Raw genomic sequence first — 23,943 nt, forward strand, 5'->3', positions numbered from 1 at the left:
TGAAACAATATGTATCTAATCCATTTCAGAAGAAAGGATGGCATATAGTGCCTTAATTCCATAGGCCAATTGCCCAATTTTGATATTCTCGTTAGGACTATGTTGATTATTATCAGGATTTACCATAGGCACAATGAAGGCTGGAATTTTCAATTCATTGATGAAAGGTGAAATAGGAACCGTACCTCCCATAATTCGAATCCGCACAACATCATTGTTGAAAGAGGACTGCAACGTCTCGATTAAGAACTTACCATATGGATTGTCAAGATTTGTACGAAACGCATCGGTAACACTTCCCTCTTCTACGGTAACGATTTTATCAAAAGACATACGTTCTTCTTTCGAAGGTATGTGATCCAATACATGATACCCTTGTTTGGCGATATGGTCTTTGACCAACTTTTTTAAGCGACGACCGTCGCTTTCGGGAACCAAACGCAGATCTAATTCCGCTGTGGCGCTCTCCGGAACAATGGTTCTTCTTTTTGGACCAATCCAGCCTGAGCCCAATCCTCTTATGTTCAATGAGGGATATTGAAGTGCTTCTTGATAAAAACCACCCACCTTTTCTGCGGATTTGAATTGTAGTTTTTCGGCAATTGCCTTATCACTATCGGGAACGCTTTTAAGAACTTCAATAATGGATTCATCAAATGAAATTCCATCATAGTACCCCGGAATTATCACTTTTCCATCAGTATCTTTCATAGTCGCTAATAGCTGTGACAACTGAAACCCGGGATTTGGTGCGTAATTACCATAATGGCCACTATGTTGAGGTTTTATTGGGCCATAAGTGGTCAATGTAAGTGTTGTAATTCCTCTACATCCATAAACAACAGTTGGGTTTTCCGAAGGATGTACAGGTCCATCCGCTATGACCAGAAAATCGGACTGAAGCAATTCACGATATTGTTTTACTGCTTTTGGAAGCGGTTTGCTGCTTTTTTCTTCTTCGCCATCTAAAATTACTTTGACGTTAAAAGGAAGTTCTTTACCATCTTTTTTCAATAGATCAATGGCATTGAGGAACATAATAATGGGACCCTTATCATCAGAGGTGGAACGCCCAAACAAGCGCCAATCGTAATTAATATCATCACCCAATTCATCAAATGAAACAGTTTTAAAACCATCACCCTCTGGCGCTTTTAACACGGTTTGATATGGATTGGATTGATCCCATTTCGTGGGGTCCACCGATTGTCCATCAAAATGCATATACAAAAGCATTGTTGGCTTGGTGTCCTCCATAGGAAGAGCTGCAAAGAAAAGTGGAAGATTTTCTGTTTCCAATACCGCGGTGTTAAAGCCTCGCTCTCCAAACTTTCTTTTTAACCAAAGAATATTGTCATCGATATCATCTGCACTTAATGCATCATTGGGAATAGAGATAAAATCTCGTAATTCTTCGATGGCCTTGGCTACCTGTGATTTAAGAGCGGTGGAATCCTGACCAAAGGTTACATAAGAAGATACCAACAGCCCAAAGATGATGAGTTTTTTCATTGTGAATGGAGTTTATTCCTAAATCGAATTTAGCGAATTCCCTGCACAAAGTCAGCTATTTTTTCAGGACCATGCTCAGTAAGGTGTTTTATAAAGGCTGAACCAATAATTGCCCCCTTTGCTTTAGTCGTAGCCTGGTCAAAAGTTTGGGAATTACTGATTCCAAAACCTACAATTTGCGGGTTTTTCAGCTGCATATTGGCAATACGGTCAAAATAGGATTTTTGTACCTCTCCAAAACCTGTTTTGGCTCCGGTTGTGCTCGCAGAACTGACCATATAAATAAACCCATCAGATGCTTCATCTATCGCTTTAATGCGTGCATCACTGGTTTGTGGAGTAATCAGAAAGACATTGATCAAGCCATATTCTTTGAAAATAGATTCATACTCTTCTTGATAGACATCAAGTGGTAAGTCAGGTAAAATCAGACCATCAATTCCCACTTCTTTGCATTTTTCACAAAAAGCTTCAACCCCATATTGGAATACGGGATTAAAATACCCCATGATAATCAAAGGAATGGAAACGGTCTTGCGAATGGCTGCTAACTGTTCGAAGAGAAGTTCTGTATGCATTCCGTTGTTCAATGCTTTGGTGGAACTATCTTGTATGGTTGGGCCATCCGCAAGGGGATCACTAAACGGGAGGCCGATTTCAATCAAATCCACACCACTTTCTTCCAAATCTTGAATAACCTTAACGGTATCATTTAGGTTTGGATAGCCCGCCGTAAAGTAGATGGAAAGTAGTTTTTTATCCTCTTGTAATTTTTGATTGATTCTGTTCATAGTTTGAAATAGTCAATATAATTCTGTAAATCTTTATCACCCCTTCCTGATAAATTGATGACAACAATATCTGATGGGTTGAATTTTCTCTGTTCTAAAATGGCAAATGCGTGAGACGATTCTATGGCCGGAATAATACCTTCCAATTTTGAAAGTTCCATTCCAGCTTTCATGGCATCATCATCGGTAATGGAAATAAATTCTCCCCTACCAGATTTAAACAAATGGGCATGTAAAGGTCCAACACCAGGATAATCCAAGCCTGCTGAGATGGAATACGGTTCCGTAATCTGGCCATCATTGGTTTGCATTAAAAGCGTTTTACTTCCATGAATTATTCCCACTTTACCCAATGCCGATGTGGCGGCACTTTCCCCTGAATGGATTCCTTTTCCTGCCGCTTCCACTGCAATAATTCCGACCTCCGGAATATCTAAAAAGTGGTAGTAAGCTCCTGCCGCATTGCTTCCTCCACCAACACAAGCAACCACATAATCCGGATTTTCACGGCCTTCTTTTTCAAGCAACTGCGCTTTTATTTCTTCAGAAATCACGGATTGAAAGCGAGCTACCATATCCGGGTAAGGGTGTGGGCCTACTACGGAGCCAATAATATAATGCGTATCCACTGGATTATTGATCCAATCTCTAATGGCTTCGTTGGTAGCATCTTTTAGCGTTTTGCTCCCGGAAAGTGCAGGACGAACTTCAGCGCCCAACATTTTCATTCGGGCAACATTCGGTGCTTGACGGGCAATATCGATTTCACCCATATATACCACACATTCAATGCCCATCAAAGCGCAAACCGTTGCCGTGGCAACCCCGTGCTGACCAGCACCTGTCTCTGCAATAATCCTATTCTTGCCCAATCGCTTGGCCATCAAAATCTGTCCGATGGTATTGTTGACTTTATGTGCTCCTGTATGATTTAAATCTTCCCGCTTCAGGTAGATTTTGGTGTTGTATTTATTGGATAATCTTTCAGCAAAATAGAGTGGGGAAGGACGCCCTACATAATCTTTTAGCAGTTGGTCAAATTCTTCCTTAAAGGAAGGTTCTTCCATAATCTGAATATATTTCCTCCGTAGTTCCTCGCAATTCGGATAGAGCATTTCGGGAATGAATGCCCCTCCAAACTCTCCGTAATATCCTTTTTCATTTGCGTGATAGCTCATATCGTATCGTGGATTAGTCTATTTTTAAATTCTTTTAGTTGGCCGACATCTTTTAGACCGGGTTTTATTTCAAACTTGCTATTGACGTCAATGACCTCACAATATTTTGATGCCGGACTTTTCAAAAATGCTTGAAGTTTGGAAGCCGATTCCAATCCGATTCCACCACTCAGGAAAAATGGTTTTGTTGATGGATAGTTGTTCAACACAGACCACTCAAAAGCATATCCGTTGCCACCAGGAAGCTTTCCTTTGGTATCAAACAGATAGAAGTCACATACTTCCTCATATTCCTTCAAAATCGAAAAGTCAAAATTGTCCTTGATGGAAAAGACCTTAATGATATCAAGAGATGGTATGTTTCCTTTCAAGTCTCTGCAAAATTGGGGACTTTCAGTGCCATGAAGTTGAACGGCGTCCAAATTATGCTTCTCAATTGTTGATTGGACTTCTTCTAGAGGAGCATCAACGAACACACCCACTTTCTTGATGGATTTTGGCAATGCAGGCATTTCTCCTTCAAAATAACGAGAAGAAGGTTCCCAAAAAATAAACCCCAGATAATCGGGTTGCAATTGTGCAACCTCCTCGGGATTATAGTTCATGCCACACACTTTCAATTTCATGACTCTAGATTGTTTATAAATATTGTTGCATGTTCCCCAGGATTATCGGTTTTCATGAAGTTTTCTCCAATCAAAAATCCTTGATATCCGTATTGTTTTAAATCCTTTATGGCTTCAATGGAACTGATGCCACTTTCCGAAACTTTGACAAAGTCATCGGGAATTTGGGTTGAAAGTGACTTACTGGTTTCCAGACTGACCTCGAAGGTCTTTAAATTTCGATTGTTCACTCCCAACATATCCAAAGAGGGCATGATGGATTTATGTAATTCAGCTTCATTGTGAACTTCAAGAAGTACATCCAATCCCAAACCTTTTGCCGTTTCTGAAAGTGTTTTGATTTCATCCCGGCTCAGGATTACGGCAATTAATAAAATAACATCTGCTCCATAGGCTTTCGCTTCCAGAATCTGATATTCATCAATGATGAACTCTTTACGAAGTAATGGAATATTCGCTACCGCTCTGGCCAACAACAAATCATCCAAAGAACCTCCAAAATATTTGCCATCAGTAAGCACGGACATACCGGAAACTCCAGCATTTTCATACCCCTTGGCAACATCTTGTACATTCAAACCTTGATTGATTACCGACTTGGATGGAGAACGCCTTTTATGTTCTGCAATGATACCTGTATTGCTACCTCGCAATGCTGTTGTTAAAGAAGGGCTTTTTCTTTCAAAAAGCACGGATCGTTCCAATTGGGAAACCGGAATCAGTGATTTTCTTAAATCGACTTCTTTGTGTTTATCGGCTACTATTTTGTCAAGAATGTTCATTAAGCACTTAGCTTTTGTAATTTCTTAAATGCTTCCAACCCTTTTCCACTAACTAGAGATTCTTTTGCTTTTTCAAATCCTTCTTTTGGGCTGATTTCATTTACCGTTGCAATGGCTACACCCGCATTGGCGCAGACAACATTGTTTTGTGCTTCAGTGCCTTTTCCTTGTAAAATGTCCATAAATATTTGAGCGGAATCGGCTACATCGTCCCCTCCGGTGATTTCCGCCTGGGTAATCCGCTTCACTCCAAAATCAATAGGAGCTAAAATACCTTCTGAAGTATTGGAAATGGTTTTTGTATCCCCAGTCAATGAAATTTCATCATAACCATCCAAAGCATGAAGTACGGTAAAGTTTTTATCTGTATTCTGATAGAGGTACCCATACATTCTTGCTAACTCCAGATTGAAGACCCCAACCATCTGGTTTTTAGGAAAGGCAGGATTCACCATAGGACCCAACATATTAAAGAAGGTTTTTACTCCCAATTCTCTTCTGATTGGCGCCACATTTTTCATAGCTGGGTGGAATAGGGGGGCGTGCAAAACGCAGATTCCCGCTTCATCTATGGATTTCTTTAAAAAATCGGCCTCGTTGCTGAATTTGATGCCTAAAAACTCCATCACATTACTACTCCCACATTTTGAGGACACTCCGTAATTTCCATGTTTGGTCACCCTTACTCCAGCTCCTGCAGTGACAAAGGATGCCAAAGTAGAAATGTTGAAAGTATCCTTGCCATCGCCTCCTGTGCCGCAAAGGTCGATAGGATTGAATTCGGATAGGTCCACAGCCAGACAGAGCTCGAGAAGCGCATCGCGAAAGCCTTCCAATTCTTCAATAGTGATACTTCGCATCATGTATACCGTTAAAAAAGCGGCAATCTGTGATGTATTGTAATCTCCTTTAGCGATGTTGACCAAAATCTGTTTAGCGTCGCTTTTGGATAAAATTTCGTGATTTATAAGTTTGTTGAGTGTCTCTTTCATTTTTCCAACCAATTTTTTAGCATTTGTTTTCCTTCTGGAGTCAACACGGACTCAGGATGAAACTGTACTGCGGTAACGTCATATGTTTTATGTCTAAGCGACATGATTTGTCCGTTTTCATCAATTGATGTGGCCTCCAAACTTTCCGGCAGATCAGGGTGTACTACCCATGAATGGTACCTGCCAACTTGAATCTGGTTTGGCATACCTTTAAAAATAGTATCTTCTTTGGTTACAGAAATTGTAGTCGCCACACCGTGATATACTTGGTCGAGATTTACCAGACTGCCACCAAAGACCTCTCCAATGGCCTGCTGCCCAAGACAAACACCCAAAATACGTTTGGTAGGCGCATAGGTTTTGATAATTTCTTTGAGCAAACCAGCTTCATCAGGAATTCCCGGTCCTGGAGACAATACAACTTCTTCGAAAGGTTCAACTTCTCCCAGTGTCAATTGATCGTTTCGCTTTACAGTAACATCACAATCTAAATCCTCGAGATAGTGCACCAAATTATAGGTGAAGCTATCGTAATTGTCTATCATTAAAATCTTTCTTCCCATCTTAGATAGTTTCTGCAATTTCAAGCGCTTTGGTGAGGGCGCCCAATTTGTTATAGGTTTCTTGTAGTTCGGCTTCAGGGTCAGAAGCTGCAACTAAACCAGCTCCTGCTTGATAATGTAATTGATGATTTTTACTCAAAAATGTCCGGATCATAATGGCATGATTAAAATTGCCCTTGAAATCCATAAAGCCGATAGCACCACCGTAGTACGCACGACTTGTTTTTTCATATTTCTCTATCAACTGCATCGCCATATGTTTTGGAGCTCCGCTTAGCGTTCCTGCTGGAAAAGTGTCGGCCACAACTTTCATAGTCTGGCTGTCTTTTTTCTTTAGTCCGGTCACTTTGGACACTAGATGAATGACATGGGAAAAATATTGCACCTCACGATAGGTTTCCACATTTACGGTATTCCCATTTCTACTTAGGTCGTTTCGAGCTAAATCCACCAGCATTACGTGTTCGCTGTTTTCCTTATCATCTTGTGCTAGCTTTTTGGCCAATTCGGCATCTTGCTCATCGTTTCCTGTTCTTTTATAGGTGCCAGCAATAGGATGTATTTCGGCTTTTCCGTCTTTCACAATGAGTTGGGCCTCTGGGGAACTTCCAAATATTTTAAAATCCCCATAGTCAAAATAGAATAAATAAGGGGATGGATTTACCGAACGTAGTGCACGGTATACATTGAATTCATCTCCTTTAAATCCTTGAGAGAATCTGCGAGATAATACCAATTGGAAAACGTCTCCTCTTTGACAATGCTTTTTAGCTAATTCGACATGTTCCTTGTATTCTTCATCTTTTAGATTGGAAATAGGTGCTCCATCTTTAGAAAAATTGTAGGAGGCAAAATTCCGTACCTGAAACAGCTGGGCTATTTCATCCACATTGCTCTCACTTTTATAGCAGTGCGCGAAGAGATAGGCTTCGTTTTTAAAATGGTTGATAGCAATGATATTTTGGTACACCGCGTAGTAGATGTCTGGTATTTGAACGGAGTCTTCTTTTTTGGAAACCTCCACATCCTCAAAATAGCGAACGGCATCATATGCCATATACCCAAAAAGTCCATTATTAATGAACTTAAAGCCATTGCTGGGAGCTGAAAATTTTTGACCAAACTGATGAATGATATTAGTTACATCAACATCAGAGGTTATTGGAAGCTCTTCTTTGCTTCCATCTGGAAAGGTTTGCGTAATAAGTTCATTCTCCACCTTAATTGAAGCAATAGGATTGCAGCAGATATACGAAAAGCTATTGTCATTGGCATGATAGTCGCTACTTTCCAAAAGAATGCTATTGGGAAATTTATCCCTGATTTTAAGATAAACACTGACCGGGGTAATGGTATCGGCCAGAATTTGTTTGTAATGTGTTTCTAATTGATATTTCATTTTCAAATTTGTTGAAAAAATTAAGGCTTGTCGTGATGACAAGCCTTTTATAATATATTGGATATGAAGGTCTAGCTCACGATATTCGACGTAAGTTAATCCACCACCAGGTATTTGCTATTCTTAAATTCATTGCTTCAAAGATAGAAAGGAAATTGTAACTTCCAAATAATGTTTTGTGAAATTAAAAATCCCGTTTGAAAAAGTATCGAACGGGATTTTCAAACACTAAACTAGAGCTGATTACATCTGCAAATCAACTACAAGGTCAAATTCATCATAGATTAATTTGTCCTTTGCGGTCCCGATAACACCAGAACCATATTTTACGTCGTATTTAGTACGATCAACTTTCAAAGAAGCAGTTGCTTTATCTCCATTAACAGATACTTCAAAACCTACAGGCTTAGTAATACCTTTGATGGTAAGATCGCCAGTCACCTTATACTCGTTTTCTCCACTTGGTTTTACTTCTGTAAAAACCAAAGTTGCAGTTGGATTGGTGGCGGTAGAGAAAAAATCATCTGAGCTTAGGTGCCCATCCAATTTATTTTTGTACTCACCTTCTAAATCGGTTGTATTAATGGAAGTCATATCTACTACGAATTCTCCACCAACCAACTTTTGACCATCAAACTCCAAGCTTCCAGATTTTAGGTTAATGGTTCCAGTGTGCGATCCAGTAACCTTATATGCTTTCCAGGTCACGGTGCTTTTATCTGTTTTCACAGTTTTCTTTTCACCATCAATCGGATTTGCAATTGCAGAAAGTCCAAAGGTTAAAGTCAATGCTAAGCTTAAAATTGTTTTTTTCATGATTTGTGTTTTAATTTTTCGTTTAAAATATTTAGGGTTTATATATGTGTGAATAATTCTTCGGCAGATCTTCGCACTTTGGCGTAATGTTGCGTCTCATCTTCTTCTGAGCGATAGCCTATGGCCAGTACTACGGATGCATTTAAATTCTTTTCTTCCAAATCAAGGATCTTGTTGTACTCCTCTGCTTCAAAACCTTCCATAGGACATGTGTCTATTTTTAGTTCTGCCGCTGCTTGCATCAAATTACTGAAGGCGATATAGGCTTGCTTGGAAGACCAAATAGTTTTGGTCTCTGTGGGAAGGTCTAACAATTTAGATTTCATAAAATCCCCATAGCCTTTGAGACCTTCGGACGGAATGTTCCTTGTTGTGCTTACGTTTTCCAAGTACCCATCCATCAACTCTTCCCCAAAATCAGTTACGTTGGCAAAAACAATGAGGTGCGAAGCATCGGTTATTTGGGATTGCCCCCAAGAAACAGGTTTTAGTTTTTCGCGTATTTCGGCATCTGTTATCACAAAAACATGATAGGGTTGAAGTCCATAGGAGGAAGCACTTAAACGGGTCGCTTCCAATAAAAGTTTCAAATCTTCGTCGGATACTTTTTTAGTACTGTCGAATTTTTTGGTGGCGTAGCGCCAGGTTCTATTTTCTAGTATGTTGCTCATTTTAAAATTTATCTAATAGTATGTTTAATTGTTCTAATTCTTTTTCTGAAAAATCTTTTAATAGGATATCTTCTGTATTCAACATTATGGTATCCATTTTTTCCAAAACCGTTTTGCCCTTCTCGGTAATCAAGATTTCCACTTTACGGCGGTTGGTTTCACAAATCCATCTTTCCACGTATCCTTTGGTAATCAACTTATCTACCAATCGGGTAGTATTGCTCATTTTGGTTACCATACGCTCATTAATGGTAGATAGATTGGCAGGTTTCCCATGCTGTCCACGTAAAATCCGAAGTACATTAAACTGTTGCTTGGAAATACCGTAAGGCTTTAGCGCTGCACCGAATTGTTCATTGATTTTGTTGCTGACCAACGCAAAATGAATAACGGTCCTTGTTTTAAGAGGAAGTGTTCTTTCGGTTTTTATAATTTGCTCTACATTCATGTTAATACAACAATTGTATATACAAATGTAAATGTATATTTCATTCAACCATCATTATTAACAGATAAAATTTTGTTAAAAAGGATTCTTTGGGAATACTTTATTTATTTTTAATCTTCTAAAATGCAGATAATGAAACACTTGTTGTTTTCTTTGGTTTTTATCATGATGTTAGTAGTTGGTTGTGTGGAGAAACCTAAAGAGAAAGGAGAGGAAAGCACTACAGAACAGGTTTATGCTAAAGCAGAATCCGAGACTAGTGATGAGGTAAAATTTCCAATTTATGATTATGAGGGACTTAAGCCTTTATTATATAAGGATGATGGAAAAACGTATGTGATAAATTTTTGGGCTACCTGGTGCAAACCTTGCCTTGTAGAACTTCCCTATTTTGAAAAAATCAATGCGGAACAAAAAGATAACAATGTAGAGGTAATTTTGGTAAGTCTTGATATGCCATCTATGTGGAAATCGAGATTGGAACCTTATGTTGAAAAAAAGGGAATTGAATCCAAAGTGGTTATTCTTGATGACCCTAAGCAAAACGATTGGATTCCAAAAATTGACGAAACTTGGGGCGGGGGTATACCGGCCACTTTGATCTATAACAAGGATAAACGCAGTTTTTACGCACAAGAGTTTACCTATGAAGAATTGAATGAAGAATTAAACAAATTCATTAACTAACACGATGAAACTATTTAAGATTTTAGGATTAGTAGCTCTGGTAATAACGCTGGGAGCTTTTTCTGCAAAATTTACTTCCGTAGATGAAGGGTATGCGATTGGGGATGTTGCTACAGACTTCTCCCTCAAAAATGTTGATGGAGCTATGGTTTCCCTCTCAGATTATAATGATGCGAAAGGATTTTTAGTGATTTTTACTTGTAATACCTGCCCGTACTCCGTTGCTTATGAGGATAGAATAAATGCTTTAGATGCAAAGTATAAGCAGCAAGGTGTTCCGGTTATTGCGATCAATCCCAACAATCCAGTAAAGAAACCAGGGGATAGTTTTGCCAAAATGAAAGTGCGAGCCACTGAAAAAGGCTTTACCTTTCCTTATGTATTGGATGAAGGACAAGAAATTTATCCACAATACGGTGCAACCAGAACTCCACATGTTTTTCTTTTGGAAAAAACGAGTAATGGAAATGTGGTTAGATATATAGGAGCTATCGACGACAACTATCAAAGTGCTTCACAAGTTGAAGAAAAATATGTTGAAAATGCTGTGGACGCCATGTTGGCCGGAAAAGAAATCAAGGTCACGACAACGCGTGCCATAGGATGCGGTATAAAAGCCTAAAAAGAAAATTAGGCATGTTTAAATCCGGAGTAATGCTCCGGATTTTTATTTTTGCTAAACTTAAACTTTTAAAAATGTCAGATTTATCACAAGAAGAGTGGGAAGAGCAATTAGGGAATGATAACAACGCTTTCATTTTGGATGTTCGTACTCCAGAAGAAGTAGAAGAAGGTTATATCCCGGGAGCCACCAACATAGATATTTATTTGGGACAGGATTTCTTGAATGAGCTCGAAAAACTGGATAAAGCAAAAAACTATTATGTCTATTGCAGGTCTGGCAATAGAAGTGCCCAAGCCTGTGCCATTATGAACAGCGTTGGCATAGCAAACACATACAATCTCGAAGGTGGGTTCATGAATTGGGAAGGTGAAGTAGCCGAGTAGGTAATAACTTCCCATTTTAAACATCCATTTGTTTTATAGGTAAATTCCTATATTAGTTGCATGAAGGAAGACCTACTCCATTTTATATGGAGGTGCGATAAGCTTCAAGGACGACCACTTACCACATCAACCTCTGAGCACATCATAATTAAAAGCCCGGGTACGCTGAACCTACATTCAGGACCTGACTTTTTCAATGCGCAAATAGAGGTTGGTGGTCAGCTATGGGCTGGCAATGTAGAAATGCACCTCAAATCTTCAGATTGGTATGCGCACCATCACGAAACAGATGTCAATTACAATAATGTGATTCTTCATGTGGTTTGGGAAGATGACATTAACGTCTTCCGAAAGGATGGTACGCAGATTCCCACTTTGGAGTTGCAAAGCCATATCTCATCCACGATTTTATCCAAATATCAAGAGCTGTTTCAGCATTTCAATCCCTCATTCATCAATTGTGAAAAGGACTTTAAGCACTTACCTTCCTTTTTGGTCAACAACTTTCTTGAGCGACTCTATGTAGAACGATTAGAGCAAAAATCCATATTCATTTTTAATCTACTTAAGGATTTCAACAATGATTGGGAGCGAGTGCTTTTTGTAATGTTGATGAAAAACTTCGGTTCCAAGGTAAACGGTGACTTTTTTGCAGAAAGAGCTATGCTCATGGACTTTTCCAAATTCAGGAAAACAACTGTGGAGATACTGCAAATAGAAGGTCTTCTTTTCGGTTACCTAGGATTACTTGCACATGAGGATTGCACGGACAATTATTATAAAAAGCTTCAAGCGGAATATAAGTACTTGGCAAAGAAGTTTAATCTGGATGCTCCATTAAGAAAACCAGACTTTTTTGGTTTGCGTCCCTCAAATTTCCCCACCATTCGAATATCACAATTCACTCAGTTGTACCACCGACATCGGAATTTGTTCTCAAAAATGATTAAAGTAAATCAGCTTGACGAGATATACGACATCTTTAAAACTGAGGCAAGTCCATATTGGGAAAACCATTTTACCTTTGGCAAAGTTTCGAAAGCGAGCAAAAAGAAACTGTCCAAAAACTTTATTGACCTTTTGATAATAAACACCATAATTCCTATTCGGTTTTGTTATTCCAAAAAGGTGAATGTGAACTGGACCGATGATTTGTTATCGTTGATTTCACAATTAAAACCAGAAAAAAATACCATTCTAACAGGATTCAAAAATTTAGGGTCAACCTCCGAAAATGCTTTACAGAGCCAAGCCAAAATACAATTATACAGTAGCTATTGCACAAAAAATAAATGCCTTCATTGCAATTTAGGAGCCCATTTATTGAATAGAATTACATAATTTTAAATTATGAGTTTATTTTACAATACCCTCTATTACTTTCAAAAGAGGGGCTTTGAAGTCTGTAGGCGTATAGCTGAAAGACTTGGTATTAGGGCGCGGGTGGTACGAACCACCTTTATCTATTTGACCTTCGCCACCTTGGGTTTTGGCTTCGCCCTCTATCTTTTTATAGCATTTTGGCTGCGCATTAAAGATTTGGTCTATACCAAAAGAACCTCAGTTTTTGACCTTTGATATGATAAGATTATTGCGTTCTAAAATAGTTTGGGCCCTAAGTTTAATGTTACTCGTCTTAACAATTGGGGTAGTTGGGTACAAACTTCTCTCTGATTTTACTTGGGTAGAGGCCATATATATGACCATTATCACGGTGACCACGGTGGGTTTCTCAGAGGTCAAGCCGTTAGACCCCAGCGCAAAGATTTTTACCGTATTTTTAATTGTTACCAGTGTTTTTATTTTTGGTTTTGCCATTTCGGTAATCACAGAATATTTACTGGGACGCAATTCACTCCAGATTTTAAAAAAGAAGAAAGTGAAGAAAAAAATTGACAGTTTGTCCAACCATGTAGTAGTATGCGGATATGGTAGAAATGGAATGCAGGCAGCAGAAAAATTAAAGGCGTATAAAAAACCCTTCGTGGTCATTGAAAAAGATAGGGAGATTATCGAACGCTATGAAAATGAGGTGCTCTTTGTCGAAGGCGATGCCAATGAAGATGATATATTGATGTCAGCAGGAATTGAAAGAGCGCAATACCTTATTACTGCAGTCCCAGATGATGCCGCTAATCTGTTTATTGTGCTATCTGCACGTCAGTTGAATAAAAAGCTTTTCATTATTACAAGAGCGTCACAAGTAACTTCCCAGTCCAAATTACAATTGGCCGGAGCAGATAAGGTAATTATGCCGGATAAAATAGGAGGAGACTACATGGCTTCCTTGGTAGTAATGCCGGATTTGGTAACGTTTATCAATAAATTGTCTGTTGAAGGAGAAAACACCACCAACCTCGAAGAAGTGGAGATTGAAGATTTTACAGACCAAATAGAATGTAACTCGCTTCGTGATTTAGATCTTCGCAAAAGAACCGGTTGCACCATAATAGGTTACATAGAACCCGGCGGAAATTATATTATAAATCCAGAAGCAGATTTAGTCTTGGAGCCAAAAGGAAAAGTGATTGTTTTGGGTAGGCCAGAACAGATAAAAAAGCTCAACCAAATGTTTCAGATAGGATAGTTTTATAACTTTTAAATTTGATTCCGTTGAATTTTTTTAGGATATTGCTCGCTATACATCAAATTAACATAACCAAATAATACATTATGAAGTATCGACTTCTTGCGTTAATTACATTTTTAGTTCCGTTCATATCAAGTGCTCAAGAAAAAGGCTTGGATGAAAGAGTGAACGATGCCTTTATGCCCTTTGCAACGTGGTGGGAAGGTTTCGTTTTAACCCCTATTTCAATCGGCGGGTATAACCTACCCGTAGTTTTAATTCTTTTAATAATCGGAGCTACTTTTTTTACCATACGATTCAAGTTTCCGAATATCACCAAATTCGGCCTGGCCATTAATACGGTACGAGGAAAATACGATGAACTTGATCACCATAGCGTTGAAAAAACGGAATTGAGCGCACCCGATGGAGATCTCCCAGGAACAATCAAGGATGAAAGTAAAGAAGGAGAAGTTAGCCATTTCCAGGCTCTTGCAACTGCCGTTTCTGGTACCGTTGGACTTGGAAACATTGCCGGTGTAGCCGTTGCAATTGCATTAGGTGGTCCTGGAGCAACCTTTTGGATGATTGTTTGTGGATTGATTGGAATGTCCACCAAATTTGTCGAATGTACTTTAGGTGTTAAATATAGAGATGTTGGTCCAGATGGAACAGTTTACGGTGGACCGATGTACTACTTATCAAAAGGATTGAAAGAAAGAGGACTGAAAGGCCTCGGAAAAGTATTGGCCGTCATTTTTGCAATCCTATGTGTTGGAGCTTCCTTTGGAGGTGGAAATGCATTTCAATCCAATCAGGCTGCTGTTCAACTTACAACTATGTTGAGCCTTGAAGGTGGCGCTACTGGAGTTATTATTGGAGTGATTTTAGCCGCTTTGGTTGGAATTGTGATTATCGGAGGAATCAAGAAGATTGCCAGCGTAACTGAAAAAATAGTTCCTTTTATGGCTGGAGTTTATGTTTTGGCCTCTTTGGTAATCATCTTCGCAAATATCGAATACATTGGTGATGCTTTCGGAATGATTATCGGTGGTGCTTTTACGCCAGCAGCAGGTCTTGGTGGAATTGTTGGGGTAATCATTGTAGGTTTTCAAAGAGCAGCTTTCTCCAATGAAGCAGGAGCAGGTTCTGCTGCCATTGCCCACTCCGCTGTAAAGACTAAATATCCTGCCAGTGAAGGTGTTGTTGCACTTTTGGAGCCATTTATCGATACCGTGGTAATTTGTACCATGACTGCCCTGGTAATCATCTTTTTTAATATGGATGTAGGCGCCTTTGATTATGGTAATGCCGTTGGTAGCACCGTATTACTTAACGAATCCGGAACTTATGTTGGAGGAGTCGATTTAACTTCAATGGCCTACGATTCGGTAATACCTGGATTTAGATATGTATTGACCATTGCGATAATTCTGTTCGCCTTTTCAACTATGATTTCGTGGTCCTATTATGGATTACAATCGTGGAAGTATCTTTTTGGAAGAGGAAAGACTGCAGACATTGTTTACAAAGTAATGTTCCTCTTGTTCGTGGTAATCGGAGCTGGCGCCACTTTGGATGCTGTAATCAAATTCTCGGATGCTATGATTTTGGCATTGGTATTCCCTAATATGATTGGACTTTTGTTCCTATTCCCAAGAGTGAGGGAAGAAATGGACAAATATTTGACGGACATAAAGAATTTTGTGAAAAGCAAATAATACTGAGCATTGAATAATTTCAAATCCCACTTTAAGTTCAATAAGCAAGAACGAAGTGGGATTTTCTTTTTATTGGTGCTCATAATTATTCTTCAAGGAGTATTTTTTTACATCAAAACCAAACCCTTTCAAAAGGAAACTTTGTTTATTGCGAATGTTGTGGAGCAGTCCCAGTTGGACAGTCTGCGATTATTGGCACTGCAAAAAGATTCGATAAAGATTTTTCCCTTTAACCCAAATTATATTTCAGATTATAAAGGTTATTCATTGGGAATGTCAGTTGATGAACTTGATAGGTTGTTTGCCTTCCGTAAAACGGGTAGCTATATTAATTCGGTAGAGGAGTTTCAAAAAGTAACGCAGATTTCAGATTCTTTGTTAGCGATGATCTCCACGTCTTTTAAATTTCCGGAATGGACTAAAAGGAAGAAAGTAAAGACCTACCCTACTGTTAAATCTAAAAATGCTATTGAAGCAAAGGACCTAAATCTTGCTACTGCTGAAGAATTAAAGTCCATCTATGGAATAGGTGAAACCCTCTCTAACCGAATCATAAAATTTAGAGATAGACTCGGAGGATTTTTAATCAATGAACAATTGAACGATGTTTATGGGCTTGAGCCTGAAGTGGTTCAGCGCACCTTAGAAAAATTTGTAGTGCTGAGTCCTCCCTCGATAGAGAAAATCAACATAAATTTGGCAACAGCGGAAGAAATTTCTCGTTTAATCTATATAAATCGTAAAGTTGCTAATGAAATCGTGACTTTACGAAATGAAAAGGGAAACATTGAGTCATTTGAAAAATTGTTTAACATTAATGGATTTCCGATAAACAAAATAGATAGAATTAAACTATATTTGACCTTATAAAATTGAGCTAATGGTTACGGATACATTGTCCACAATGAATTTTGATTATTCAGAAACCCAAAAAATGGTTGCTGAGTCAGCCAAAGAATTTGCACAGCAATATATTGCCCCTCATGTATTGGAATGGGATGAAGCCCAACACTTTCCTGTCGAGGTCTTTAAAAAGGCAGGTGAAATGGGGTTTATGGGAATTTTGGTCCCAGAGGAGCTTGGAGGTTCAGGACTTGGGTATCATGAGTACATTGCAATTTTAGAAGAAATTTCCAAAGTTGATCCGGCTATAGGACTTTCCGTCGCTGCACATAACTCCCTATGCACAAACCATATTTTATCTTTTGGTAACGAAGAACAAAAGCAGCGTTGGATTCCCAAATTAGCTACAGCGGAATGGCTGGGAGCTTGGGGACTTACCGAACATAACACAGGTTCTGATGCTGGTGGAATGAATACCACCGCTGTCAAAGATGGAGATTCATGGGTTTTAAACGGAGCGAAAAATTTCATAACCCATGGCAAGAGCGGAGATATTGCTGTTGTTATTGCAAGAACAGGCGAGAAAGGTGATAGCCATGGAATGACCGCCTTTGCAATTGAAAAAGGCACACCAGGTTTTTCTAGTGGTAAAAAAGAAGATAAGTTGGGTATGCGGGCTAGTGAAACCGCTGAACTTATTTTCTCGGATTGTAGAATTCCAGATGAGAACCGTTTAGGTGAAGTGGGAGATGGATTTATTCAATCGATGAAAGTTTTGGATGGTGGGCGTATTTCAATCGGGGCCTTATCACTAGGTGTATCAAAAGGCGCTTATGAAGCTGCCCTTAAATATTCAAAAGAACGTGTCCAATTTGGAAAACCTATAAGTCAGTTCCAGGGCATCTCATTTAAATTAGCTGATATGGCAACTGAAATTGAGGCGTCTGAACTCTTGTTGCACAAAGCAGCCTTTCTTAAAAATGCAGGCAAGCCGATGACAACGCATGGCGCAATGTCTAAAATGTATGCATCGGAAGTTTGCGTTCGTGTAGCCAATGAAGCCGTGCAGATTCATGGCGGTTACGGATATACCAAAGACTTTCCGGTAGAAAAGTTTTACAGGGATGCTAAGCTGTGTACCATAGGAGAAGGAACCACAGAAATTCAAAAAGTGGTGATTTCAAGAAATATTCTTAAATAACCCTTGTACGATTAGAATTATTACCAGTATATTTGCACGCCCAATAGCGATTGGGAAATTCTAAAAGAGAGGAGGTTGTAGCCTATGTTAATAATACCAGTAAAAGAAGGAGAGAACATCGATAGAGCTTTAAAGCGTTTCAAGCGTAAGTTTGATAAGACAGGCACCATGCGTCAGTTGAGAAAAAGACAGCAGTTCACAAAGCCTTCTGTAAAACGCAGAGCAGAAGTTCAAAAAGCTCAATATATACAAGGACTTAGAGATCAAGAAGAAATTTAGGTCTTTGCCACGTAAAAATAAGAATCCCGTTCCATTAGGTTCGGGATTTTTTTATTGGAATACTCTTAGTTAATTGGGTAACTTTGAATACATGGCCTTGGATGCGTTCATATCATATTTAAAGTTTGAGAAAAATTACTCACTGCATACCATCAAAGCCTATGAAAAGGATATAAGTGCATTTTCAATATATGCTTTTGAGGTTTTTGAACTTCCTACTATAGATGATATTGAGTATACCGTAATACGAAGTTGGATCATTTCTTTGGTAGAGGAAGGTATATCCAATAGAACCGTCAACAGAAAAGTTTCTTCACTTAGGGCTTACTATCGTTTTTTACAAAAAATTCAACAGATAACTGTTTCGCCCCTCGCAAAGCATAAGGCTTTAAAAACAGAGCACAAGTTAGAGGTGCCATTTTCTGAACAAGAGATGCAAACCATACTTTCTGAAATCCCTTTTGAAGATAACTTTGAAGGAACTCGTGACAAACTTATTATTGAAATGCTGTATACTACGGGGATGCGAAGGGCAGAATTGGTCAACCTTAAGTTATCGGACTATAATGATGCTAACAAAACACTCAAGGTATTGGGTAAAAGAAACAAGGAAAGAATAATTCCTCTGTTGATAACTACAGCTGAAGCCCTTGAACAATATTTCAAACAAAGAACCGCGCTCGAAAAAATCGTCGACGAATCTTATCTATTTTTAACAAAAGGAGGACTTAAAATTTATGAAACACTTGTTTATCGAACTATAAATAAGTATTTTAGTTTGGTGTCCCCTAAGGTAAAAAAGAGTCCTCATATACTTAGACACACCTTTGCAACACATCTGCTTAATAGGGGAGCTGATTTAAACGCTGTGAAAGAGCTATTGGGTCATTCAAGTTTGGCATCCACGCAAGTGTATACCCATAATAGCATTGCCGAACTGAAAAAGGTTCACTCTAAGGCCCATCCAAGAAGTAAGGAATAGCCAGTTCCTTAAATGTATAACTCGTCTGCCGCTAGGTAGCCCTAAAAACTGAAATCTTATGAAGGTAAATGCACAATCGGTAAATTTTGTAGCTGATGGTAAGCTAATGGATTTTATCCAAAGGAGAATGGATAAATTGGAGGTGTTCTATGACAAGGTCATTGGTTCTGATGTATATTTAAAGGTCGATAATACAAGTGCAAAAGAAAATAAGATAGTAGAAATCAAAGTTCTTGTTCCACGAGATAAGTTCATCGTAAAAAAACAATGTAAAACTTTTGAGGAAGCAGTGGATTCCGCATGCAGTTCTTTGGAAAGACAATTGGTAAAAAAGAAGGAAAAATTAAGGGCAAAAGCTTGATGAAAATTTTTGAAATTTTATTTTGATTAAAAAAATAAATATATACATTTGCAGTCCGTTAGAAATAGCGGACTTTTTTTATGGAATAAAGGCCATAAAATGCCGATGTAGCTCAGCTGGCTAGAGCAGCTGATTTGTAATCAGCAGGTCGTGGGTTCGAGTCCCTCCATCGGCTCGTAACATACTGAAAATAAGGCGGGGAGATACTCAAGCGGCCAACGAGGGCAGACTGTAAATCTGCTGACTATGTCTTCGCAGGTTCGAATCCTGCTCTCCCCACAAGCAGTTGTTCTTGCGAGAACAAAGTGGAGAAGTTTTTTTGAAATATTGAAATTGTTTGGGCAATGCCCAAAAAAATGCGGGAGTAGCTCAGTTGGTAGAGCGTCAGCCTTCCAAGCTGAATGTCGCCGGTTCGAACCCGGTCTCCCGCTCTAAAGTCATCCTTGCGAAAGCAAGAATCTCTTCCAAATATATGGGAGAACTATTTTGAAATAGTTGATTCAGCACTTTACGCCGGTGTAGCTCAGGGGTAGAGCGTTTCCTTGGTAAGGAAGAGGTCACGAGTTCAAATCTCGTCATTGGCTCAAAACGATTTGTACACTAATATAAACTAAGATTAAAATTATTTAAAATGGCAAAGGAAACTTTTGATCGTTCCAAACCGCACTTAAATATTGGTACTATTGGACACGTGGATCATGGTAAAACCACATTGACTGCTGCTATTACTACCGTATTGGCAAATGCAGGGTTGTCAGAGCTTAGAAGCTTTGATTCTATCGATAATGCTCCTGAAGAAAAAGAAAGGGGTATTACCATTAACACATCTCACGTAGAGTATCAGACTGAGAACCGTCACTACGCACACGTTGACTGTCCTGGTCACGCGGATTACGTAAAGAACATGGTAACTGGTGCTGCTCAGATGGATGGAGCCATCTTGGTTGTTGCTGCAACTGATGGACCTATGCCACAAACTCGTGAGCATATCCTACTTGGACGTCAGGTTGGTATTCCAAGAATCGTTGTTTTCTTGAACAAAGTTGACATGGTTGATGACGAGGAGCTTTTAGAGCTTGTTGAAATGGAAGTAAGAGAATTGCTTTCTTTCTACGAGTACGATGGTGATAACGGACCTGTTATTTCTGGTTCTGCACTTGGAGCACTTAACGGTGAGCAAAAGTGGGTTGATACTGTAATGGAATTGATGGCTGCTGTTGATGAGTGGATCGAGCTTCCAAAAAGAGATGTTGATAAAGATTTCTTGATGCCTGTTGAAGACGTATTCACCATTACTGGTCGTGGTACTGTTGCAACTGGTCGTATCGAAACTGGTGTTGCCAACACAGGTGACGCTGTTGATATCATTGGTATGGGTGCTGAGAAATTAGCTTCTACAATTACTGGTGTTGAGATGTTCCGTAAGATTTTGGATAGAGGTGAAGCTGGAGATAACGTTGGTATCCTTTTGAGAGGTATTGAAAAAACCGATATCAAAAGAGGTATGGTAATCTGTAAGCCAGGTTCCGTTAAGCCACACGCTAAATTCAAAGCTGAGGTCTATATCCTTAAAAAAGAAGAAGGTGGTCGTCACACACCATTCCACAACAACTACCGTCCACAGTTCTACGTAAGAACTACTGACGTAACAGGAAACATTGGTCTTCCTGATGGAGTTGAAATGGTTATGCCTGGTGATAACTTGACTATCAACGTTGATTTGATTCAGCCAATCGCATTGAGCGTAGGTCTACGTTTCGCTATCCGTGAAGGTGGTAGAACAGTAGGTGCAGGTCAGGTTACCGAGATTTTAGATTAATCATTTATAATAAAGTATTGCACTAAAGGGTGTTCCGTTTTATGCGGAATACCTTTCAGTGTAAATATAAACGGGTGTAGCTCAGTTGGTAGAGCACTGGTCTCCAAAACCAGGTGTCGGGAGTTCGAGTCTCTCCTCCCGTGCTAGAAAAATACAATAACACTATGTTCACATATGTAAAGGAATCCTTTGAAGAATTAAAGAACAATGTTACCTGGTTGAACAGGGAAAACGCTTCTAATCTTATGGTTGTGGTTGCCGTTTTTTCTATTCTTTTCGCTTTAGCGACCTGGGGTGTTGACTCACTTTTCAGCAAATTGATTCGATTGTATTTTGATAACGTAATAGGGTAGTAGGATATGTCTGAGGTTCTGGAGAAAAAATGGTATGTAGTTAGGGCTGTTAGCGGTCAAGAGAACAAAATCAAAGGCTACATTGAAAGTGAAGTGGAGCGCAATGGTTTTGGCGATTACCTTGAAGAAGTTCTTGTCCCTACCGAAAAAGTAGTACAAATACGTAATGGAAAGAAAATCAATAAAGAAAGGGTTTACTTTCCAGGATATATAATGATCAAGGCCAATTTAGGCGGAGAGATGGTTCATATCATTCGTTCCATAACCAATGTTATTGGCTTTTTAGGTGAGGTTAAAGGAGGTGATCCTGTTCCATTGAGGAAATCAGAGGTGAACCGTATGCTAGGTAAGGTAGATGAGTTGGCTGTGAATACAGACAACGTTGCAATTCCTTTTGTGTTGGGTGAAACCGTAAAAGTTATTGATGGTCCTTTCAATGGGTTCAATGGAACCGTCGAGAAAATCAATGAAGAAAAGCGTAAGCTAGAAGTAATGGTGAAAATTTTCGGTAGAAAAACACCATTAGAACTTAGCTATATGCAAGTAGAAAAAGTTTAAAAAGAGCTGTTACATATATAAAGTTGTGTTGCTTCCAATTGACACACTTTCATTTTAATTAAAAACAATGGCAAAAGAAGTAGATAAGGTAGTTAAATTACAAGTTAGGGGAGGTGCTGCGAATCCATCGCCACCGGTTGGACCCGCCTTAGGTGCTGCAGGTGTTAACATCATGGAGTTCTGTAAGCAGTTTAATGCTCGTACACAGGACAAACCGGGTAAAGTTTTACCTGTTGTTATCACCGTTTACAAAGACAAATCTTTCGAGTTTGTTGTAAAGACACCACCAGCGGCAGTTCAATTGATGGAAGCAGCTAAGATTAAAAAAGGATCTGGCGAACCTAACAGAGTTAAAAATGGTTCTGTATCCTGGGATCAAGTAAAGCAAATCGCTGAAGACAAAATGGTCGATTTGAATGCTTTTACAGTAGAGTCTGCAATGAGTATGGTTGCGGGTACGGCTAGATCCATGGGTTTAAAAGTAGCAGGCAAAAGACCTTTTTAAAATCTTAAAGCAATTTATAATGGCAAGATTGACAAAAAAGCAAAAAGACGCTTACTCCAAAATAGACAAGAATAAATTGTACTCTTTGGAAGAAGCATCTGCTTTGGTAAAAGAAATAACTAATGTAAAATTTGATGCTTCCATTGACCTTGCAATTCGTTTGGGTGTAGATCCAAGAAAAGCAAATCAAATGGTACGTGGCGTAGTTACACTTCCACACGGAACAGGTAAAGACGTAAAAGTTTTAGCATTGGTGACCCCAGATAAAGAGGCAGAAGCTAAAGAGGCTGGTGCTGATTTTGTTGGGTTAGACGAATATTTGGAAAAAATAAAAGGCGGTTGGACCGATGTTGATGTTATCATCACTATGCCAAGCGTTATGGGTAAACTTGGTCCACTCGGTAGAGTTTTAGGACCTAGAGGTTTAATGCCCAATCCAAAGACTGGTACAGTAACTATGGATGTTGCAAAAGCAGTTTCTGAAGTGAAAGCTGGTAAGATTGATTTTAAAGTGGACAAAACTGGAATTGTACACGCGGCAATAGGAAAAGCTTCTTTTTCTGCAGATAAAATTGCAGGTAATGCCAAAGAGTTGTTAGATACTTTGGTTAGAATGAAGCCAGCTGCGGCAAAAGGTGTTTATATGAAGAGTATCTATTTGTCAAGTACCATGAGTCCTAGTGTTCAACTAGATCCAAAAGCAGTTTCGTAACTGGTAGTTCAATATTTTAATTATGACAAGAGAAGAAAAAGCAATCGTAATAGAAGATTTGACTGCACAGTTGGCTGATAACGCTAACATTTATTTGGCGGATATATCAGGATTGGATGCTACAACCACTTCTAACCTTAGAAGAGCTTGTTTCAAAGCCAATATTAAACTTGCAGTTGTTAAGAACACCTTGCTTGCAAAAGCAATGGAAGCTTCTGATAAGGAATTCGGTGAACTACCTGATGTTTTAAAAGGAAATACATCTTTGATGTTTTCTGAAACAGGAAATGCACCAGCGAAACTTATCAAAAACTTTAGAAAGAAATCAGATAAACCAGTACTAAAAGGAGCTTTTATCGCAGAAGCTATCTATTTAGGAGATGAAAACCTTGACGCACTTGTAAATATCAAGTCCAAAGAGGAAGTTATTGGGGATATCATCGGATTGTTACAATCACCAGCCAAGAATGTTATTTCTGGACTTAAATCTGGTGGCGGTAAACTGGCCGGAATCCTTAAGACATTATCTGAGAAAGAATAATTCGCGCACAATAAACTAAGTATATT

The 23,943-nt window shown here is 39.0% G+C and carries 29 protein-coding genes and 5 tRNA genes; 23 read left to right on the forward strand and 11 right to left on the reverse strand.

Annotated features, from left to right (window positions below):
- Positions 1-15 precede the first annotated feature (15 nt).
- From ACOKFG_RS07980 to ACOKFG_RS08030, 11 genes are all read right to left on the reverse strand, one after another.
- The gene (locus ACOKFG_RS07980) at positions 16-1,512 is read right to left on the reverse strand and encodes a M20/M25/M40 family metallo-hydrolase (protein ID WP_299175484.1); all 1,497 of its coding nucleotides are present in this window, start codon (positions 1,510-1,512) and stop codon (positions 16-18) included.
- A gap of 29 nt (positions 1,513-1,541) precedes the next feature.
- On the reverse strand, positions 1,542-2,303 hold the full coding sequence (gene trpA, locus ACOKFG_RS07985; RefSeq protein WP_422862156.1) for a tryptophan synthase subunit alpha: 762 nt from the start codon (positions 2,301-2,303) through the stop codon (positions 1,542-1,544).
- A complete protein-coding gene (trpB, locus tag ACOKFG_RS07990; protein WP_422862157.1) occupies positions 2,300-3,481 on the reverse strand; it encodes a tryptophan synthase subunit beta in 1,182 nt (393 codons plus the stop codon). The genes trpA and trpB overlap by 4 nt, the downstream gene beginning before the upstream one ends.
- Positions 3,478-4,107 carry a phosphoribosylanthranilate isomerase gene (locus tag ACOKFG_RS07995; RefSeq protein WP_422862158.1) on the reverse strand — a complete coding sequence of 210 codons (630 nt, stop codon included), beginning with the start codon at positions 4,105-4,107 and terminating at the stop codon, positions 3,478-3,480. The genes trpB and ACOKFG_RS07995 overlap by 4 nt, the downstream gene beginning before the upstream one ends.
- On the reverse strand, positions 4,104-4,889 hold the full coding sequence (gene trpC / locus ACOKFG_RS08000) for an indole-3-glycerol phosphate synthase TrpC (RefSeq protein ID WP_422862159.1): 786 nt from the start codon (positions 4,887-4,889) through the stop codon (positions 4,104-4,106). The genes ACOKFG_RS07995 and trpC overlap by 4 nt, the downstream gene beginning before the upstream one ends.
- On the reverse strand, positions 4,889-5,881 hold the full coding sequence (trpD, locus tag ACOKFG_RS08005) for an anthranilate phosphoribosyltransferase (protein WP_422862160.1): 993 nt from the start codon (positions 5,879-5,881) through the stop codon (positions 4,889-4,891). The genes trpC and trpD overlap by 1 nt, the downstream gene beginning before the upstream one ends.
- Entirely contained in the window at positions 5,878-6,444 is a 567-nt protein-coding gene (locus tag ACOKFG_RS08010; protein WP_299488953.1) for an aminodeoxychorismate/anthranilate synthase component II, read from the reverse strand. The genes trpD and ACOKFG_RS08010 overlap by 4 nt, the downstream gene beginning before the upstream one ends.
- A 1-nt stretch (position 6,445) precedes the next feature.
- Positions 6,446-7,843, reverse strand: coding sequence for an anthranilate synthase component I family protein (locus ACOKFG_RS08015; RefSeq protein ID WP_299488956.1), 1,398 nt, complete (start codon positions 7,841-7,843; stop codon positions 6,446-6,448).
- Positions 7,844-8,086: 243 nt separating this feature from the next.
- Complete coding sequence (locus ACOKFG_RS08020) at positions 8,087-8,659, reverse strand: YceI family protein (RefSeq protein ID WP_298794634.1); 573 nt, start codon at positions 8,657-8,659, stop codon at positions 8,087-8,089.
- Positions 8,660-8,697: 38 nt separating this feature from the next.
- Positions 8,698-9,330 (reverse strand): NAD(P)H-dependent oxidoreductase, encoded by a 633-nt coding sequence (locus tag ACOKFG_RS08025; protein ID WP_298794632.1) that lies wholly within the window; start codon positions 9,328-9,330, stop codon positions 8,698-8,700.
- A 1-nt stretch (position 9,331) separates the two neighbouring features.
- Positions 9,332-9,778 carry a MarR family transcriptional regulator gene (locus ACOKFG_RS08030; RefSeq protein ID WP_298794630.1) on the reverse strand — a complete coding sequence of 149 codons (447 nt, stop codon included), beginning with the start codon at positions 9,776-9,778 and terminating at the stop codon, positions 9,332-9,334.
- Positions 9,779-9,910: 132 nt separating this feature from the next.
- On the opposite strand from ACOKFG_RS08030, the gene ACOKFG_RS08035 reads away from it, so the two are divergent.
- The 23 genes from ACOKFG_RS08035 to rplJ all read left to right on the forward strand — a co-directional run bounded on the left by ACOKFG_RS08035 (position 9,911) and on the right by rplJ (position 23,917).
- Positions 9,911-10,465: a TlpA disulfide reductase family protein gene (locus ACOKFG_RS08035; protein ID WP_298794628.1), complete on the forward strand. Its 555-nt coding sequence runs from the start codon at positions 9,911-9,913 to the stop codon at positions 10,463-10,465.
- A gap of 4 nt (positions 10,466-10,469) precedes the next feature.
- Positions 10,470-11,087, forward strand: a complete 618-nt coding sequence (locus ACOKFG_RS08040) for a thioredoxin family protein (RefSeq protein WP_422862161.1) — start codon at positions 10,470-10,472, stop codon at positions 11,085-11,087.
- A gap of 74 nt (positions 11,088-11,161) precedes the next feature.
- A complete protein-coding gene (locus tag ACOKFG_RS08045; RefSeq protein WP_298794624.1) occupies positions 11,162-11,473 on the forward strand; it encodes a rhodanese-like domain-containing protein in 312 nt (103 codons plus the stop codon).
- A 60-nt stretch (positions 11,474-11,533) separates the two neighbouring features.
- The gene (locus ACOKFG_RS08050) at positions 11,534-12,814 is read left to right on the forward strand and encodes a DUF2851 family protein (protein ID WP_298794622.1); all 1,281 of its coding nucleotides are present in this window, start codon (positions 11,534-11,536) and stop codon (positions 12,812-12,814) included.
- Positions 12,815-12,823: 9 nt separating this feature from the next.
- Positions 12,824-13,051 carry a PspC domain-containing protein gene (locus ACOKFG_RS08055; protein WP_163416073.1) on the forward strand — a complete coding sequence of 76 codons (228 nt, stop codon included), beginning with the start codon at positions 12,824-12,826 and terminating at the stop codon, positions 13,049-13,051.
- Position 13,052: 1 nt separating this feature from the next.
- Positions 13,053-14,060 (forward strand): potassium channel protein, encoded by a 1,008-nt coding sequence (locus ACOKFG_RS08060; protein WP_298794615.1) that lies wholly within the window; start codon positions 13,053-13,055, stop codon positions 14,058-14,060.
- A gap of 86 nt (positions 14,061-14,146) precedes the next feature.
- A complete protein-coding gene (locus ACOKFG_RS08065; protein ID WP_298794612.1) occupies positions 14,147-15,763 on the forward strand; it encodes an alanine/glycine:cation symporter family protein in 1,617 nt (538 codons plus the stop codon).
- 9 nt (positions 15,764-15,772) lie between these two features.
- Positions 15,773-16,633, forward strand: a complete 861-nt coding sequence (locus ACOKFG_RS08070; RefSeq protein ID WP_298794609.1) for a helix-hairpin-helix domain-containing protein — start codon at positions 15,773-15,775, stop codon at positions 16,631-16,633.
- 34 nt (positions 16,634-16,667) lie between these two features.
- Complete coding sequence (locus ACOKFG_RS08075; RefSeq protein WP_298794752.1) at positions 16,668-17,807, forward strand: acyl-CoA dehydrogenase family protein; 1,140 nt, start codon at positions 16,668-16,670, stop codon at positions 17,805-17,807.
- Between the two features lie 84 nt (positions 17,808-17,891).
- On the forward strand, positions 17,892-18,086 hold the full coding sequence (gene rpsU, locus ACOKFG_RS08080) for a 30S ribosomal protein S21 (RefSeq protein ID WP_147740561.1): 195 nt from the start codon (positions 17,892-17,894) through the stop codon (positions 18,084-18,086).
- Between the two features lie 91 nt (positions 18,087-18,177).
- On the forward strand, positions 18,178-19,068 hold the full coding sequence (locus ACOKFG_RS08085) for a tyrosine-type recombinase/integrase (protein ID WP_299488971.1): 891 nt from the start codon (positions 18,178-18,180) through the stop codon (positions 19,066-19,068).
- Between the two features lie 58 nt (positions 19,069-19,126).
- Positions 19,127-19,429: a ribosome hibernation-promoting factor, HPF/YfiA family gene (hpf, locus tag ACOKFG_RS08090; RefSeq protein ID WP_298794601.1), complete on the forward strand. Its 303-nt coding sequence runs from the start codon at positions 19,127-19,129 to the stop codon at positions 19,427-19,429.
- 101 nt (positions 19,430-19,530) lie between these two features.
- A tRNA-Thr gene (locus ACOKFG_RS08095) sits at positions 19,531-19,604 on the forward strand.
- A 22-nt stretch (positions 19,605-19,626) separates the two neighbouring features.
- Positions 19,627-19,708: transfer RNA gene (locus ACOKFG_RS08100), tRNA-Tyr, on the forward strand.
- 79 nt (positions 19,709-19,787) lie between these two features.
- Positions 19,788-19,860: transfer RNA gene (locus ACOKFG_RS08105), tRNA-Gly, on the forward strand.
- Positions 19,861-19,941: 81 nt separating this feature from the next.
- Positions 19,942-20,013: transfer RNA gene (locus ACOKFG_RS08110), tRNA-Thr, on the forward strand.
- Positions 20,014-20,060: 47 nt separating this feature from the next.
- Entirely contained in the window at positions 20,061-21,248 is a 1,188-nt protein-coding gene (gene tuf / locus ACOKFG_RS08115) for an elongation factor Tu (protein WP_298794599.1), read from the forward strand.
- Positions 21,249-21,318: 70 nt separating this feature from the next.
- A tRNA-Trp gene (locus tag ACOKFG_RS08120) sits at positions 21,319-21,391 on the forward strand.
- Between the two features lie 21 nt (positions 21,392-21,412).
- Entirely contained in the window at positions 21,413-21,601 is a 189-nt protein-coding gene (gene secE, locus ACOKFG_RS08125) for a preprotein translocase subunit SecE (RefSeq protein ID WP_298794597.1), read from the forward strand.
- Positions 21,602-21,607: 6 nt separating this feature from the next.
- Positions 21,608-22,159 carry a transcription termination/antitermination protein NusG gene (gene nusG, locus ACOKFG_RS08130; protein WP_136466277.1) on the forward strand — a complete coding sequence of 184 codons (552 nt, stop codon included), beginning with the start codon at positions 21,608-21,610 and terminating at the stop codon, positions 22,157-22,159.
- A gap of 67 nt (positions 22,160-22,226) precedes the next feature.
- Positions 22,227-22,664, forward strand: coding sequence for a 50S ribosomal protein L11 (gene rplK / locus ACOKFG_RS08135; protein ID WP_097047425.1), 438 nt, complete (start codon positions 22,227-22,229; stop codon positions 22,662-22,664).
- 19 nt (positions 22,665-22,683) lie between these two features.
- Entirely contained in the window at positions 22,684-23,376 is a 693-nt protein-coding gene (gene rplA, locus ACOKFG_RS08140; RefSeq protein WP_190811544.1) for a 50S ribosomal protein L1, read from the forward strand.
- Positions 23,377-23,398: 22 nt separating this feature from the next.
- Positions 23,399-23,917: a 50S ribosomal protein L10 gene (gene rplJ / locus ACOKFG_RS08145; protein WP_422862162.1), complete on the forward strand. Its 519-nt coding sequence runs from the start codon at positions 23,399-23,401 to the stop codon at positions 23,915-23,917.
- The last annotated feature ends 26 nt before the right edge of the window (positions 23,918-23,943 follow it).

Source organism: Flagellimonas rhodophyticola (genome assembly GCF_049332665.1).
In the GTDB taxonomy this organism is placed as follows: domain Bacteria; phylum Bacteroidota; class Bacteroidia; order Flavobacteriales; family Flavobacteriaceae; genus Flagellimonas.